Genomic DNA, 14,773 nt, shown 5'->3' on the forward strand with positions numbered 1-14,773 from the left:
AGTCTTAGCCCTTTGAAGTCTTGAGCACTGCTTGCTGGAAGCGCTCACCCATCGCATCGAAGTTCGGCAACAGCTGCTCCAGGCCCTGCATCGTCATCAAGCGCACGTTCTTCACCAGGTCATCGTTCGACTTAGGATAGTTGTGCCAGAAGGCCGGCACCGTCACATCCTTACGCGACATCACTGACATCTGCACCTGAATGAAACGATCCTGCGTTTCTTGCTCAAGCAAATAACCGAGGAAGGCGTCTGCCAGCGCATCGTGCTGCGTGCCTTTAACCTTGATGTACCAGTCGCCGTAAGCGACGGTGCCGTCGGCAGGGATGCCGGTTTTGAAGGTTGCGCCGCCGTTCTGAGTGAGGCCGAGAGCGTCCGCCGAATAGATCTGCGCAAACGATGCCTGCTCTTGCAGCATGAGGAACGAGAGTTCCGCGCCGTCCTTGTAGTACTTGGCGGGACGCAGCCGTTCGACAGCCTCGAAGATGGGGTCGGACGCCATTCCGGGCTTCCATTCGTAGAAGGCATTGAAGTCTTTTTTAGCGCCCCAGATCGCCGAGATGGCGATGAGCCACCAGTAGGCTCCAGCATCGAGGGCGAGCTTACCCTCGAGGTCTTTGTCCCACATCGTCGACCAGCTAAGCGGCTTGTCGGCGGTGAGGGCAGTGTTCAACAGCGGCAGAGAGAAGCCGAGACCCAACGGCACGCCGTAGTCGCGGGCCGCTTCCGGCCGTGCGGTGAGGAAGAACGGCTGCACTTCGGAAAGCTGAGGAAGCTTGGACCTGTCGGTCTTCGCGTAGAGGTCTTCGGCGAGTGCGCCGAGCGTCGTATATTCTTCGGAGATGGTGATATCGAACGGAGGCTTGCCTGCCGGCGCCGCCTTCATCTGAGCGACCATCTGATCCCAGCCGCCGACCAACGACACCTTCGTGCCGTACTTGGCGTTGAACGGGTCAGAAATCGCGATCTTGAACGAGTCGAGGTAACCACCCGACCAAGCGCACACCGTCAACTCTTCGCCCTTGAAGGCGTCCTTGGCGTCGAGTGCATAAGCGCGCCCGATGATTGCGGGCATCGGCAAAAGCGCGGCGCCGGCTAGGACACTGCCGGTCTGCAGTATCTGGCGGCGAGATAGAGTCTTCTTATTGGTCTTACCGTCACCGTCATTCATTTCAGAAACTCCCGATGGCTGTTGGTGCTGTTGCGAAGTAGGTCAGGCGGGATCGCGTTTCGCCCGAGTTCGATGACCGGAAAAAGCCTCGTCGCGGCGGCGCCCAGACTGGCATGATGGCGAAGTCCGGTGCGCTGATGAGCCCGTGCGCGTTCGGCGGAGCGAAGAAGACGAATGGCCCGGGCTTTTGTGAAAGCCTCGGCCGGCGCGTTGCGCGGCCCCATCGCCACTTCGGCATTCCAAGAATGCATCGTGCCCCCGCGGCGCTTGGCCGACATTGAAGACCGTTCAATTAGTCCGTTCAACGCGCGTGCGTCTCACGTCCGTCGAATTGCGCCTCGGTTGTTTGTCCAAGTTCGAGGCAGGTTGCGCATCCGGCAAGCAGCAGCAAACCGTAAAGCGTATTTGAAAAGACTTTGACGACCGTATTTCGCAAATTGATCTAAGTCAACGACCCCCTTCCGCTCTCATGGGCTTTCTTTTTACAGTGGGTGCCCGGACACCGGCCCCGCGTCGTCACCCGATTTCCTTGACGCATCCTGTGCGGGACGACGCAGCGCGTCTCTCGAAATATTGCGCAATGGTGCAGGCAGGCCGGGTTATCCGCGCGCCGCCGGCTCAGGGCGCGCGGTCCGGCTCGACATTCCGAGGCTTACCGAGGCTTACTTGTAGTCGCCTTTCCGCATGCGCATGACGAGGAGACGCGTTACGGCGACGAACACGATCCCGGCAACGAAAGCGGCCGGGAGCGAAGCCGTCGTATATTCGTAAGGCCACCTGCTCTCGTATGAGACGGGATTCAAAAGATAGAGATAGGTTGAGAAACCTGCTGCCATCGCGAGCAGAGCGGCCGGATTGAAGCCGCCCCAGAATTCGTAAGGCGTGCCCGGTCCGTCTTGATAAATCCCACGGACGTTGAGCGAATTGCGGCGCAGCAAAAAGGTATCGGCGATTTGGATCGCGCATAGCGGCGCAAAGAAGACGCCGATGAACGCCAAGAACGTGCCGAAGCTCGAGAAGAACTCTTCAGGGATGAGAATGCCGACGGCCGCAACCGGCACGATCGAAAAGAGAATGAGCGTGCCCCAGCGCGCCTCTCCGAGAGCGGGTACGCGGCGCAGGCCTATAGCCGTCGAATAAACACCGGCGAGCGATGGCCCAAGATTGGCCGCCATGATCAACAGCAACGCAATGAGGCCATAGAGCGGGCCGCCGAGAGACACGAGCCACGCGGTCGGGTCCGGCACCTGCAGCACCAACATCGCCGCGAGCCCCACAATGCTGAGCAATGGCAGCGACAATCCCATCGCCAGCATGGACGGCAACACGGACTTCGACGGAGAGGGCGATTCACGGACGATCGTGCCGAAGTATGCCCAGAACCCCAGAAGCGAAACGATGCTGATCTCGACGCCCGTAACGTAATTCCAGGCCAAGCTCGGCGACGCCATCGACGGCTTCGCGACGGCCAGAGCTTCCGCGTTCGAGGAGAGCAGCTGGTAGAGCATCCAAATGCCGATGCCCACGACGACGACGAAGAGCAGGTTGGAGGCGGCCTCGAGGCCCTTAAGCCCGCGCAGCAGCACCAGATAGACGACGATACACGTCACCGCCGATACGATCCTGACGATCGTGAGCGAGCTTTCCGGATCGGCCAATCCCAGCGTGATCAGGGCTTGAGCAACGGCCTTTCCGAAGAATACGAGAAGCAGGGTATTCCAGCCGATGATCGACGCATATTGCAGGAAGACGGTGATCAACCAGCCACGATTGCCGAACTGCGGCTTCGACGCTGCGATCGAGTCGATGCCGTATTTCGTCGACATCGGCACGACGGCTAGCGTGAGCATCAGCATCCCGATCATCGATCCTGCGATCAATGCCGAGACACCCATTTTGAAATCGAGATAGAAGGCGACGTATTGGCCAATGAGGTAGGACCAGTTCCCGCAGGCGGTCACGAGCAGAACGACAGTCAACTGCCTTGTCGTCCACGTCCGGTCTTTGACTGTCAGCGGCCAGCCGGATTCGGCTACGCTGTCCTGCGTCGAACTCATTTTCCCCCCTTACGATTTCTTCGAGATTTTCTTGATTCCAAACTCCATCGAGAGAACCAGCACGGCACCGGCCAGCATGAAGACAGCCAGCAGCGCAATGGCATACTGAGATGACGCGCCGTGCTGCTTGGCCAAGCCAACCAGATACGGGCCAAAAAAACCACTGCTGTTTGCGACCGAATTGATGAGTGCGATCCCTGCTGCGGCCGCGGGCCCTGTGAGGATCGCAGCCGGTACGGTCCAGAAGACCGGGAAAATCGACAGCGTGCAAGCGGATGCGATCGTCAGCAGGACGAGCAGCAGAACTGGTGACGATACGAAAGCGCACAACCCAAAGGCCGCGGCGGCGACAAAGCCCGGGATCGCGATATGCCAAATGCGTTCGCCCGTTCGATCCGAATGCCGGCCCCATGCCCACATGAAAAGCGCGGAGATCACGTACGGCACGGCGACGACGAAGCCCGTTTCGGTATTCGTCAGGGACATGCTCTTGACGATTTGGGGCAGCCAAAAGCCCAGCCCATAGAGTCCTATCCCCGTGCCAAAGCATGACGCTGCGAGGACGAGCACGCGCCGATCCGTCAACGCCCCACGGATGGAGTGACTGTGACTTGGGATATCCACTTCGCGGTCGGCCTTGAGCCGGGCCAGCAGTGCGTCGCGCTCTTCTGCGGACAACCATTTTGCCTTTGCGGGCGTATCGACAAGCACGAAGAAGCAGATCACGCCAAGGACGACTGCGGGCACGGCCTCGAGCACGAACAGCCATTGCCAACCACGGAACCCCCAGACGCCGTTCCACGCATCCAGGATCCAGCCCGACAGGGGAGATCCGATAACCGTCGAAATCGGAACGGCCATCATGAAAATGGAGACGACTCGAGCGCGTTCCGCCGCCGGGACCCAGTTGGTGAGATAGTAGATGACGCCTGGGAAGAAGCCCGCTTCGGCTGCGCCAAGCGTGAAACGCAGAACTGCAAGAACGTTGACATCAGTGACGAATGCGGTCGAGGCCGACAACAGGCCCCACGTAACCATGATCCGCGATAGCCAAATTCGCGCGCCTACCTTCGACATGACGATGTTGCTCGGAACCTCGAAGAGGCAATAGCCGAGAAAAAACACGCCGGCGATGAAGCCGAACGCTTCAGGCTGGATCGACAGATCCGCATTCATCTGAAGGGCTGCGAAGCTAACATTGACCCGGTCCAGGTAGGCCGTGAAATAACCAGCGATCAGCAGAGGCAAGATTCGATACTGCACTTTGACGAGCGCACGAGAGAGCGGTGACGACATATGATGATGATCCGTGATGCGGGTTCCGAGCGATCAGCCGAGAGGCGATGTTCTGCTCGAACGGACTGGGTGGGATTGGCGGAGAAGCAGAACGTGCAGGGCCATCAGGCGCCCGCCCGTTCCTGCTGATCGGAGATCGCCTCATCGCGGATGGTCGAGAGACGCTTGTAGAAAAGATTGCTGTAGATCGACACTTCGAGCCGAGCGACGCCCTGAAGCGACCGGACGCTCTGGTCGATCACATCGAGCAGTTCGCGATCAGTCTGGCAGATGAATTCCGTCAGGATGTCATAACGCCCGGCGCAGATGACGATGTAGGTTGTATTCGCCAATCTAGCTAATGCATCGGCGACGTCCTTGACGCTGTGCCCGGCCGCCACGTTGATCCCGACCCAGGCCATCGACCGGAACTCGAGGCTCATCGGGTTGATCAACGCGATGACGCTGACGGTGCCGGTATCGGACAGATTCTTGAACCGTAAACGCACTTGGCCTTCGGAAACGCCGAGTTCCTCAGCGACCTGCAAAAATGGCTTGCGTCCATCCTCGCTCAGCGAGCGAATGATGCGAACATCCATTCCATCTATCTCGCGCGGCCGCACGCCCGTCTCGCTCGGGGCCTTGTTCTGCGCGGCCGCGAAGTGCGCGAGCTGATAGTGGAGACTGAGGTAGGGCACTATTTCGATCGTCTGAATGCCGTCGATTTTACCGACCTCGTTTTCGATCGTCGCCTGCAGGGCGGCGCGATCGCGACAGAGGACTTCGGCGAAAAGAGAAAAATGAGAGGCCGAAACGACGACGTAATCGATCGAGGGAATGTTCTGCAGCTGCCGTGCAATCTCACTCGCTGGACGGTCCGGCCGGTTCGTCATGCAGAGAAGCGCCGCTGAGCCATAGCCCAGCACCGATGGATCGGTAACGGCGGTAATCTGCATCACCCGCTGCTCGATCAGATCGAGGACGCGCGTGCGCGCGGTCTTCTCGGTCACTCCGACTTCGCGCGCGATGCGCGAAAACGGCATGCGCCCATCCGCTTGCAGCAGCGAAACGATGCTTCGATCGAGATTGTCGAGCGATGCGACGAGCCGAAGGTAATCCGGCGTCGTCATGGTTCTCTTCATTCAAAGTCTCCCCAGCCGGCAGGATGCACCGCTCCTGCGAAAGAGCCCGAACCTCGTCTTTGGATCAAGCCCGGAATGCGTTTCCCAGCCTTGACACGAAAGTTCGTACGAATTACAGCATTATCTAATGATATTTTGACGAATTACGGTTACGGGAGCGGCCATCGGTGAAAGTAGGGATCTTGCAGGAAGGCGAGGTGATGCCGGGCATGAGTTACGCCCAGCGCTACCGGGACATCATCGAAGAGGTCGCTCTGGCGGACAAGCTGGGGTTCTCGACCTGGGGTACTTCGGAACAGCATTTCAGCCCTCCCCGCTTCACCGTCTCCGCTCCCGAGGTGCTCTACGCCGCCGTCTCCCAGCACACCAAGCGCATCAAGCTCCGCGTCATGTGCTCGGTATTGCTGAAGTGGAATCATCCCATCCTCGTCGCCGAGCGCCTTGCGACGCTCAACATCGTTTCCAACGGCCGCGCAGAAATCGGCACCGCGCGCTCCAACAATCTCACGACGCTCGGCGCCTTCGGCGTGAAGCCGAATGAAACCGCCGAACAATGGAACGATTCGATGGAGGTGCTGGCCAAGATCTTCGCCAGCGACCAGCTCGAGCACGACGGCCCGGTCTGGAAAATTCCGCAGAGAACGATCGTTCCCTCGTTCGACAAAGACACGCATCCTCCTGTGTCCGTTGCCGCCTCCAGCGTCAAGACTCATGCTTCGGCAGGTCAGATGCAGATTGGCGCGATGTGCTTTGAGAACTACTTCGGGTTCGATTACCTGCAGGAATGCATCAACGGCTATCGCAATGCCTTTCCAACCGGCCGCAACCTGATGCCGAACCCCAATTCCTATATGGGGCTTTACGTTGCGACTTCGTTCTGCGGGCCGACGCGCGCCGAAGCGGCTAGGGTCGCTCGCGATGTCGCGCTCGGCTATTTCAAATTCATTCTCGATCTTTACGTGCCGCTGTCGAAGAACCCGAGCTACGAATACCTCGAGCGCATCCAGGTCTTGGAAGCCAACGAGACCAATCTCGACTTCCTGATGACCGAGACGCCTTCCGTGTTGATCGGCTCGCCGGCCGACTTCATCGAGCGGCTTCGCAAGCTTGAAGCCATGGGCATCGATGAAGTTTTACTGCGCATCGACGGCGTTCCTCACGAAGAGATCATGAAGAGCATCCACTTGATCGGCACCGAGGTCATTCCCGCTGTCGACCGCGACCACAAGATTGCAGCTGAATGACCCAAATCGATAGCACTCCAGAGCCGGCAGACATCGTCGTTCTCAGCCGTCGCATCATAACGATGGATCCTGAGACCGATCCGCGGATCGAAGCCGTTGCCGTGCGGGGCAAGCGTATCTTGCGACTGCTCCGCCGGGATGAAATCTCAGCAGTTACCGACGAGAAAACGCGGATCATCGATGTCGGCGACCGTCCCGTCATGCCGGGTTTCGTCGATCCTCACGCCCATATCGAAGTCGCCTGCCGTTCCTCTTACGGCGTTGTCGACTGCCGTGCACCGGAATGCGGTACGATCGAACAGGTCATCGCGGCGCTCTCGGCGAAAGCCGTCGAGACGCCACCGGGGGAGTGGGTTGTTGGTCAGGCCAATCTCTTTTTCGACCGCAAGCTCGCCGAGAAGCGCTTTCCGACGCGCTACGAACTCGATCGCGTGAGCACTGCGCATCCGGTCGCGCTGCGCGCCGGCGGCCATCTCACCATTCTCAACTCGAAGGCGCTTGCGGTCTGCATGATAGACCGCAACTATTCGCCGCCTCCCTACTCGATCACGGGGCTTCCGAGCGTGGAGCGCGACGAGTCGGGTGAGCCGACCGGCATCGTGAAGGAGATGGACAATCTTCTGCCGTTCTCGGCAATGGATCGCGAGCAGCTGGCAGCCGCCTTGCAGACCGGCATTCCGAAGCTCTTCACGCAGTTCGGCGTCACGACGATCGGAGAAATCTCCGAGACGGTCGACGGACAGCAGATCATGAACGACATGGCCGCTCGCGGTGACCTGCCGGTATCGGTGCGCACCTACCTCTGGGCGCCTGGAACGCTGGCGCTCGAGGCGGCCTGCAATTGGAAGAAGAGCATTTCCGTCACCGCGCCGGACGATCTCTTCCGTATCCAGGGCGTCAAGCTGTTCGCCGACGGTGGTTTCTCCGCGAAGAGCGCGGCCGTCAAATTTCCATATCTGGTGTGCGGATGCCGTGGCGGACACACATTCCGCGGCGAGGTCGCGCTCGATAAGGGCTTTGCCCAGCGCGCAATCGAACTGACGCAGAATGCGGGTTTGCAGTTGGCGGTTCACGCCAACGGCGACCGGGCGCAGGAATGGGTTTGCGACACGCTTCTCGAAATGGGTGGCGCTCCAACAGGGCGGGTCCGCACGCGTATCGAGCACGCGGGCAATCTCATGCCTTCGGAGGTGACGGCGGACAAATGGGCTGCGGCGGGCATCATCCCCGTTCCCCAGCCGGTGTTCCTCTACACCTTCGGCGAATATTTCCCCGATTACCTCGGCGAGCACGGCGCAATCGGCCGCTTCTCGTTCTCCACGCTGATGAAGCAGGGCTGGCGGTTGTCGGGCAGCTCGGACGTTTGGGTCGGCTCGGAACGCGACGCGACGAACCCGCTCTTCAGCGTCTGGTGCTGTCTCAAGCGGCAAACGTATTCCGGCGCAACGCTCGACGCCGACGAGGCGATTACACTCGATCAGGCGCTTAGGCTGCACACGCTCGACGCTGCATCCGTGCTCGGCGAAGACGACGTTCGCGGCAGCATCGCCCCGGGCAAGTTCGCCGATCTGATCGTCCTGGATCGCGATCCGCACGCCGTTGCCGTCGATGAGTTGCCGAAGCTCAAAGTCGATCTCGTGTTCAAGAACGGCAAGCAGATCTGGGACCGTACGAAGGCTGGAGGGAGTTGATGCTTCAGACTAGCGAACTCGCGATAAAGCGCCCGCGACCTGTCGATCCCGGTGAATTTCGCTCGGCGATGGGCGACATGCCAGGGGCCGTCACGGTCATCACATCGTGGGGACCCGACGGCGCGCCATCGGGGGCAACGCTTTCCGCTGTCGTTTCGCTATCGCTCGACCCGCCGCAGATGCTGGCGTGCTTCGATCATGGATCAAACACGCTCGCGGCCATCCAGTCTCATGGCCGCTTTCTGGTGCACGTGCTGGCACACGGACAGCAAAGCGTCGCAATGAAGTTCTCCGGCAAGGCGGCGGATAAATTCAACGGCGTGGAATGGGAGGCCGACGTTTTCGCGCTCCCTCGGATCGACGGCTGCGTCGTCGCGGTCGCATGCGAACTCGACAAAATCATCGCATTCGGTGACCACAAGATCGTCATCGGCCGGGTGGTCGATATCGAGCGTGCGGGCGAGTTGAACCCCATGGTCTATGCGCGCAGAAAAATGCTGCCATTCGAAAACGACGGAGCGAACCAATGATACGCCTCACGGTCATCTACAATGTCCCAGCCAATGCAGCGGCGTTCGATGCCCACTACAGAGACGTGCATTGCCCGCTGGTCGACAAGATGCCCAAGGTTCAAGGCTTCAGCTTTAGCCGCGGCGCCGTCACCAGCAGCGATGCCGCGAAGCCGGTGCATCTCGTCGCGTATCTCGACTATGCTTCCATGGCCGATCTCGAGGCGTCTCTCAACTCCGAAGCCGGCAAGGCGGCGGTGGCTGACGTCGCCAATTTCGCCGACGGCGGAGTGACGATCTTGACGGCTGAAATTTAAGGCGCAGCGAACACGGCAGGCGCACAAATAAAGGGAATCCGGCATGGGCGGCTTCGATCCAGAACTTGAACGGCGCATTCGCGCTTTCGAAAATGCGCCCGCCGATGACGCACGTTTCACCTTTTGGGATTGGCTCGCGCTCGTGGCGCTTGGAATCGTCTTTCCCGTCGGCCTCCTGATCTGGGGCTGGCCTTGGTGATACCCGCATCCCGGCAATTAGCGTTTTCTCGATGAGCAGCCATTCTCGCTCGCTCGCACTCAACCAGCGTAGGTGAACCTTTAAATGTCGAATTCCGCTTCGAAGCAGACGACTGAATTTCTGTCCGCACAGCATAAACTCGTCATTGGCGGAGCCGAGGTCGGCAGCGCATCGGGAGAGAGTTTCGAAACTTACGATCCAGCGTTTGGAAAAGTGCTGGCGTCGGTCCAGCACGCCAAGCAGGCGGACGTCGATGCGGCCGTCGCCTCGGCGCAAGCGGCGCAGCTGGTGTGGCAGAAAATGGCGCCGAGCGAACGCGCTGCACTGTTGATGCGGTTCGCTGACCTGATCGAACGCGATACCGCATGGATTTCAGAAGTCGAAAGCCTGGATTCCGGAAAGCCGAAGTTGCACATCGCAGCGGTCGACATTCCGTTGGCTGTCGGCGCGCTTCGCTATAACGCCGGCTGGTGCACCAAGCTCGCCGGCGAGACCATTCCCGTCAGCGCTCCTGACATGCACGTCTATACGCGCCGTGAGCCGGTCGGCGTCGTCGCCGCGATCGTGCCATGGAATTTTCCGCTCTGCCAAGCTTGCTTCAAGATCGCCCCGGCTCTCGCCGCAGGCTGCACCGTCATCCTGAAGCCCGCCGAGCAGACGCCGCTTTCGGCTCTCATTCTCGGAAAGCTTGCCCTCGAAGCCGGCATCCCGCCCGGTGTTCTCAACGTTCTGACGGGCGAAGGCGCGACGACGGGCCAGGCCCTCGTTGAGCATCCGGGCGTGGCCAAGATTTCGTTCACCGGCTCCGAAGAAGTCGGCAAGCATATCGCGCGCAGCGCTTCCAAGACGCTCAAGCATGTCTCTCTGGAACTGGGCGGCAAAAACCCGAACATCATCTTCGCCGATTGCGACGTCGACGCCGCTGCTTCAGTCGCTGCTGGCGCCATCTTCTTCTACAGCGGGCAGGTCTGCTCGGCGGGCTCGCGCCTCATGGTCGATGCGGCCGTCTACGACCGGGTCGTCGACCGCGTCGTATCGGAAGCAAAGCAACTCAAGCTCGGCCACGGTCTCAACGCCGACACGACGATGGGGCCGCTGATTTCCGAAGACCAGCTCGCGCGGGTCAACGGTTTCGTCGAACTGTCGCGCAAGGGCGGCATCGAAGTTGCCATCGGCGGAGCGCGCGGCAAGGGCGATCTGGCATCCGGTTCGTTCTACGAGCCGACCGTCCTCTGCGGGGCGGACGATAACGCCAGCGTCGTCAAGGAAGAGATTTTCGGACCGGTTCTCACGATTCAGAAATTCAATTCTCTCGACGATCTCGTGCCGCGGGCGAACAACAGCAACTTCGGCCTCGCGGCCGGTATCTGGACACGCGACATGGCCAAGGCCCACGCTGCTGCCACAGCAATCCAGGCCGGCACCGTTTGGATCAATACCTATAACCAGTTCGATGCGGCGGTCGGCTGGGGCGGCTTCAAGCAATCGGGCTACGGCAAGGACAACGGCCGCGAAGGCCTCGATAAATATCTTCAGACGAAGACCGTCTGGGTTAATTACGCGCAGTAGTCTAGAAGGCGATCATCATCGGTGCTCGCGCCGGGAAAATCCTGGCGCGATACATGGGAGTGAAAAAAAGCCAATGAAGAAGTACGTTATCGAACGGAACATACCCGGCGTCGGCGATTCAAGTGCGGAGCAGCTGAAAGGCGCAGCCGCGACTTCCAACGCTGCCCTCGCGAAGTTAGGGCCGGACGTGCAGTGGCTTCATTCCTACATCGCCGGCGACAGCACGTTCTGCGTCTATCTCGCAAAGGACGAGGAGACGATCCGCAAGCACGCAGAACTCAGCGGCTTCCCTGCGAACCGCATCATCGAGGTCAAGACGGTCATTGATCCTTCGGCCGCGGGCTGAAGAGCAGTCATTGGTTGGGGCACTACAGGGGCGCGCGGATGAAAGTCCGCGCGCCCCACTTCGTTTCGCCGGGTATTTTCAGCCAGGCCTTAGCCTGAACCCGCTTTACAATCTTTCATATTAGTGAAAATCTGCGTCCCGCTTCATAGGGGGCGAACCATGGTTGCTGGCTACCAAGCAGAGTCCGTGTGGGCCGAGCGAACTTTCGCTCCCCTGGCTTCCGACGCGCTGAAGCCAAGCGAAAAAGTCGATCTCGCCATCGTCGGCGGCGGAATTCTCGGTCTTTCCTCAGCCCTTCACGCAGCGCGTTCCGGCCTTTCCGTCCGTGTTCTTGAAGCGGCGCATGTCGGCGATCGCGCATCGGGCCTCAACGGCGGCCAAGTCATCCCCGGACTGAAGTACGACCCGGATTGGCTGCTCCAGCATTTCGGCGAAAAGCGCGGCGAGTCACTTGCTCGCTTCGGAGCATCTCTCGCGGACGGCGTCTTCGATCTCATTCAGCGCGAAGAACTCGACGTGCCCGTTCAGCGAGCGGGTTGGATTCAGGCAGCCCACTCGGAGGCGGCACTGCGCGCGATCGAACAGCGCGCCACGCAATGGATCGCACGCGGCGTACCGGCAAAGCTTCTGAGCGCGGCCGAAGTCACCCGCCTCACCGGTGCGCGCGGATACCACGGCGGTTGGCTCGACCCTCGCGGCGGCGCTATCCAACCGCTCGCTTATACGCGCGAGTTGGCGCGGGTGGCCGTCGATGCGGGCGCTCGCATTGCCGAAAACACGCGAGTAACGGCGCTAAAACGAGAGAATGCCGCTTGGGTTCTCAAGACCGCTGACGGCCGTTCACTCTCCGCGAAAGGCGTCATCATCGCGACGAATGCCTACGCGGATGCTCTCGTTCCGGGCCTTGCGCGGACGCTTCTGCCGCTGCATTCGTTTCAAATCGCGACTGCGCCGCTCTCCGATGCGCTTCTCTCGAGCATCCTGCCGGAGGGGCAGGTCGTCTCGGATTCCCGCCGTATCATCATTTATTATCGGAAGGGTCCGAACGGCCGTCTGCTGCTCGGCGGCCGCGGATCGATGTCCGATCCGGCGGACGCCTCAGCGTGGGCTCATCTCGAGCACGCCTTGAAGCGGCTCTATCCGGCGCTCACCAGTGTCCCGATCGAAAAGCGATGGTACGGACGTGTCGCGCTAACGCTCGATCACCTGCCCCATGTGCACGAACCCGAGCCGGGATTGCTCGTTGCAGCGGGGTGCCAGGGCCGGGGTATCGGCCTGATGACCGGCCTCGGTCCTCGCCTCGTCGAGTATTTCGTTACGAGGGACGCGGAGCTTCTCCCGTTTCCGCCGACGCCGATCCGGCCAATACCGTTCCACGCGTTTCGGAATATCGGAATCGGGGCGGCCATCGCCTGGTACCGCCTCGTGGACATGCTCGAAAAGTAAGTCGACGGATTGACAATTTCTCAAATGTGAAAAACTATCGCAAGAATTCAGGAATGCGCGCACATGTCCGTATCCGCCGAATCTGTCCTCGCGTTACCGGCCGCTTCCGAGCGCCAGCGGCGGCTTTTCGGATTTGGCATGACGGCACCGGGCGCGCTCGCAACATCGGTGCTCGTGCTTTTCGCGCTTGGCGTCGTTCTGTTTCTCGGCTTCCGCACGAATGACGGCTCGCTGCTCGGCGGCGCCTTCACGCTCGACAATTTCAAAGCTGCGCTGACGGACCCGCTCTACGCGACGGTGATATTGCGTTCGCTGGCAATTGCCGGATTGGTCACGCTCGCGACCGTCGTGACTGCCTATCCGGTCGCCTACTATCTGGCGTTTCACGCCGGCAAGCATCGCGCACTGTTGCTCTTCATCGTAACGCTGCCGTTTTGGACGAGCTATCTTTTGCGGGTTTTCGCGTGGAAGGTCGTGCTTGCGTTCAACGGCGTTTTGAACTCGGCGCTCATGACCGCCGGCATAACGTCGGAGCCGATCCTCGCATTCCTCAACACACCGGCGGCTGTCGTGATCACGCTCGCGCACGCTTACGCAGCGTTTGCGATCCTGCCGATCTATGTCGCGCTCGAGAATGTGCCCCGATCTCTGATCGAAGCGGCAGAAGATCTGGGCGCTCGTCCAACAGCGATATTCCGCAAGATCATCTTGCCGATTTCGATGCCGGGCGTCATGGCCGCGGCGCTCGTCGTATTCGTACCGACTGTCGGCGACTACGTGACACCGGCGCTCGTCGGGGGTCCGAACAGCACGATGATCGGCTCGATGATCCAGGCTCAATTTGGAAAGGCCAACGACTGGCCGTTCGGAGCCGCGCTCGCCGTCATCGTCATGCTCGTGATCCTTGCGGTCGTGATCGTCGCGCGCCTTGCCGACAAGCGTTTTGGGAGCAGAACGTGAACCCGGCACCCACATCAAAAGCGCCTTGGCTCACGGTCTACGTCGTCGCGTATGTTCTGTTTCTATATCTACCCATCGCGATCATTCCGCTCTTCTCCTTCAACAATTCGATTCAAGCCGCTTTTCCGCTGAGCGGGTTCACGCTCGAATGGTATCGAAGCCTTTTCGGCAATGACAACCTGCATCGTGCCTTTCAGACGAGCTTGATCGTCGGCGTTTCTGCGGCGTTCCTCGCGACATCGATCGGCGTCACGGTCGGCTACATGGAAGTCGCCGGAGGGACCCGTACGGCGCGAGTGATATCGGCGCTCTGCCGTCTGCCGATATTGATCCCAGGCGTCATCGTCGGGATCGCGCTTCTTGTACTCGTCAATCTCGCGGGCCTTGGGCCCTCGCGGATGGCCATCGTGCTCGGTCATACGCTCGTTGCGCTGCCGACCGCCGTCGTCATCATGAGAGGCCGCTTCTCGTCGCTGCCCCGAAGCTACAGCGAAGTCGCGATGGATCTCGGCGCGCATGAATGGACGACGTTCCGGCGTATCGTTCTACCGCTCGCCGCACCCGCCATCACCTCATCGTTCATGCTGTCGTTTTTGACGTCGTTCGACGAATTCATCGTCGCGTTTTTTCTATCGGGCGCGGAACCAACGTTGCCGCTTTACGTCTGGGGGCAGCTCCGTTTCCCGAAAGCACTTCCGAGCGTGATGGCGCTCGGCACCTTCATTCTGCTGGCGTCGATCGTCATCGCAACGGTTGCCGAAATCATCCGGCGGCGTGGCGTGGCGAGCGACGAACTTCCCGTCACTACACCAAGACCTCTGCCGATTTCTTGAGCGCGAACAGGGAGTAT

15 protein-coding genes are annotated in these 14,773 nt (G+C 60.2%); 10 read left to right on the forward strand and 5 right to left on the reverse strand.

Going from position 1 to position 14,773, the window contains the following annotated elements; all coding sequences use genetic code 11:
- Positions 1-4: 4 nt before the first annotated feature.
- The 5 genes from BM399_RS11425 to BM399_RS11445 form a co-directional block, all read right to left on the reverse strand.
- Positions 5-1,168 (reverse strand): ABC transporter substrate-binding protein, encoded by a 1,164-nt coding sequence (locus tag BM399_RS11425; RefSeq protein WP_092867814.1) that lies wholly within the window; start codon positions 1,166-1,168, stop codon positions 5-7.
- A complete protein-coding gene (locus BM399_RS11430) occupies positions 1,165-1,419 on the reverse strand; it encodes a hypothetical protein (protein WP_143117809.1) in 255 nt (84 codons plus the stop codon). Before BM399_RS11430 ends, BM399_RS11425 begins: the two co-directional genes overlap by 4 nt.
- Before the next feature lie 411 nt (positions 1,420-1,830).
- Complete coding sequence (locus tag BM399_RS11435; RefSeq protein ID WP_092867816.1) at positions 1,831-3,225, reverse strand: cytosine permease; 1,395 nt, start codon at positions 3,223-3,225, stop codon at positions 1,831-1,833.
- Positions 3,226-3,234: 9 nt separating this feature from the next.
- Positions 3,235-4,521 (reverse strand): MFS transporter, encoded by a 1,287-nt coding sequence (locus BM399_RS11440; RefSeq protein WP_092867817.1) that lies wholly within the window; start codon positions 4,519-4,521, stop codon positions 3,235-3,237.
- A gap of 104 nt (positions 4,522-4,625) precedes the next feature.
- On the reverse strand, positions 4,626-5,642 hold the full coding sequence (locus BM399_RS11445) for an Lrp/AsnC family transcriptional regulator (protein WP_092867818.1): 1,017 nt from the start codon (positions 5,640-5,642) through the stop codon (positions 4,626-4,628).
- A gap of 167 nt (positions 5,643-5,809) precedes the next feature.
- Between BM399_RS11445 and BM399_RS11450 the strand changes: the two genes are divergently transcribed.
- The 10 genes from BM399_RS11450 to BM399_RS11490 all read left to right on the forward strand — a co-directional run bounded on the left by BM399_RS11450 (position 5,810) and on the right by BM399_RS11490 (position 14,756).
- Positions 5,810-6,886 carry an LLM class flavin-dependent oxidoreductase gene (locus BM399_RS11450; protein ID WP_092867819.1) on the forward strand — a complete coding sequence of 359 codons (1,077 nt, stop codon included), beginning with the start codon at positions 5,810-5,812 and terminating at the stop codon, positions 6,884-6,886.
- A complete protein-coding gene (locus BM399_RS11455; RefSeq protein WP_092867820.1) occupies positions 6,883-8,577 on the forward strand; it encodes an amidohydrolase in 1,695 nt (564 codons plus the stop codon). The genes BM399_RS11450 and BM399_RS11455 overlap by 4 nt, the downstream gene beginning before the upstream one ends.
- Positions 8,577-9,107, forward strand: a complete 531-nt coding sequence (locus BM399_RS11460) for a flavin reductase family protein (RefSeq protein WP_092867821.1) — start codon at positions 8,577-8,579, stop codon at positions 9,105-9,107. Before BM399_RS11455 ends, BM399_RS11460 begins: the two co-directional genes overlap by 1 nt.
- A complete protein-coding gene (locus tag BM399_RS11465) occupies positions 9,104-9,403 on the forward strand; it encodes an EthD family reductase (protein ID WP_092867822.1) in 300 nt (99 codons plus the stop codon). Before BM399_RS11460 ends, BM399_RS11465 begins: the two co-directional genes overlap by 4 nt.
- 43 nt (positions 9,404-9,446) lie before the next feature.
- Positions 9,447-9,602, forward strand: a complete 156-nt coding sequence (locus tag BM399_RS21190) for a hypothetical protein (protein WP_177228138.1) — start codon at positions 9,447-9,449, stop codon at positions 9,600-9,602.
- Between the two features lie 84 nt (positions 9,603-9,686).
- Entirely contained in the window at positions 9,687-11,171 is a 1,485-nt protein-coding gene (locus BM399_RS11470) for an aldehyde dehydrogenase family protein (RefSeq protein WP_092867823.1), read from the forward strand.
- Between the two features lie 73 nt (positions 11,172-11,244).
- Complete coding sequence (locus BM399_RS11475) at positions 11,245-11,517, forward strand: DUF4242 domain-containing protein (RefSeq protein WP_092867824.1); 273 nt, start codon at positions 11,245-11,247, stop codon at positions 11,515-11,517.
- A gap of 159 nt (positions 11,518-11,676) precedes the next feature.
- On the forward strand, positions 11,677-12,963 hold the full coding sequence (locus BM399_RS11480; RefSeq protein ID WP_092867825.1) for an NAD(P)/FAD-dependent oxidoreductase: 1,287 nt from the start codon (positions 11,677-11,679) through the stop codon (positions 12,961-12,963).
- A 63-nt stretch (positions 12,964-13,026) separates the two neighbouring features.
- Positions 13,027-13,923 (forward strand): ABC transporter permease, encoded by an 897-nt coding sequence (locus BM399_RS11485; RefSeq protein WP_092867826.1) that lies wholly within the window; start codon positions 13,027-13,029, stop codon positions 13,921-13,923.
- Positions 13,920-14,756, forward strand: coding sequence for an ABC transporter permease (locus BM399_RS11490; RefSeq protein WP_092867827.1), 837 nt, complete (start codon positions 13,920-13,922; stop codon positions 14,754-14,756). The genes BM399_RS11485 and BM399_RS11490 overlap by 4 nt, the downstream gene beginning before the upstream one ends.
- Positions 14,757-14,773: the final 17 nt, after the last annotated feature.

Source organism: Hyphomicrobium facile (assembly GCF_900116175.1).
Lineage (GTDB): Bacteria > Pseudomonadota > Alphaproteobacteria > Rhizobiales > Hyphomicrobiaceae > Hyphomicrobium_B > Hyphomicrobium_B facile.

Bases quoted from the DNA above. Each gene is read 5' to 3' on its own strand.
- BM399_RS11455 (WP_092867820.1), top strand. From the start codon at position 6,883: ATGACCCAAATCGATAGCACTCCAGAGCCGGCAGACATCGTCGTTCTC.
- BM399_RS11430 (WP_143117809.1), bottom strand. From the start codon at position 1,419: ATGCATTCTTGGAATGCCGAAGTGGCGATGGGGCCGCGCAACGCGCCG.
- BM399_RS11460 (WP_092867821.1), top strand. From the start codon at position 8,577: ATGCTTCAGACTAGCGAACTCGCGATAAAGCGCCCGCGACCTGTCGAT.
- BM399_RS11475 (WP_092867824.1), top strand. From the start codon at position 11,245: ATGAAGAAGTACGTTATCGAACGGAACATACCCGGCGTCGGCGATTCA.
- BM399_RS11470 (WP_092867823.1), top strand. From the start codon at position 9,687: ATGTCGAATTCCGCTTCGAAGCAGACGACTGAATTTCTGTCCGCACAG.
- BM399_RS11445 (WP_092867818.1), bottom strand. From the start codon at position 5,642: ATGAAGAGAACCATGACGACGCCGGATTACCTTCGGCTCGTCGCATCG.
- BM399_RS11440 (WP_092867817.1), bottom strand. From the start codon at position 4,521: ATGTCGTCACCGCTCTCTCGTGCGCTCGTCAAAGTGCAGTATCGAATC.
- BM399_RS11465 (WP_092867822.1), top strand. From the start codon at position 9,104: ATGATACGCCTCACGGTCATCTACAATGTCCCAGCCAATGCAGCGGCG.
- BM399_RS11435 (WP_092867816.1), bottom strand. From the start codon at position 3,225: ATGAGTTCGACGCAGGACAGCGTAGCCGAATCCGGCTGGCCGCTGACA.
- BM399_RS11485 (WP_092867826.1), top strand. From the start codon at position 13,027: ATGTCCGTATCCGCCGAATCTGTCCTCGCGTTACCGGCCGCTTCCGAG.
- BM399_RS11480 (WP_092867825.1), top strand. From the start codon at position 11,677: ATGGTTGCTGGCTACCAAGCAGAGTCCGTGTGGGCCGAGCGAACTTTC.
- BM399_RS11425 (WP_092867814.1), bottom strand. From the start codon at position 1,168: ATGAATGACGGTGACGGTAAGACCAATAAGAAGACTCTATCTCGCCGC.
- BM399_RS21190 (WP_177228138.1), top strand. From the start codon at position 9,447: ATGGGCGGCTTCGATCCAGAACTTGAACGGCGCATTCGCGCTTTCGAA.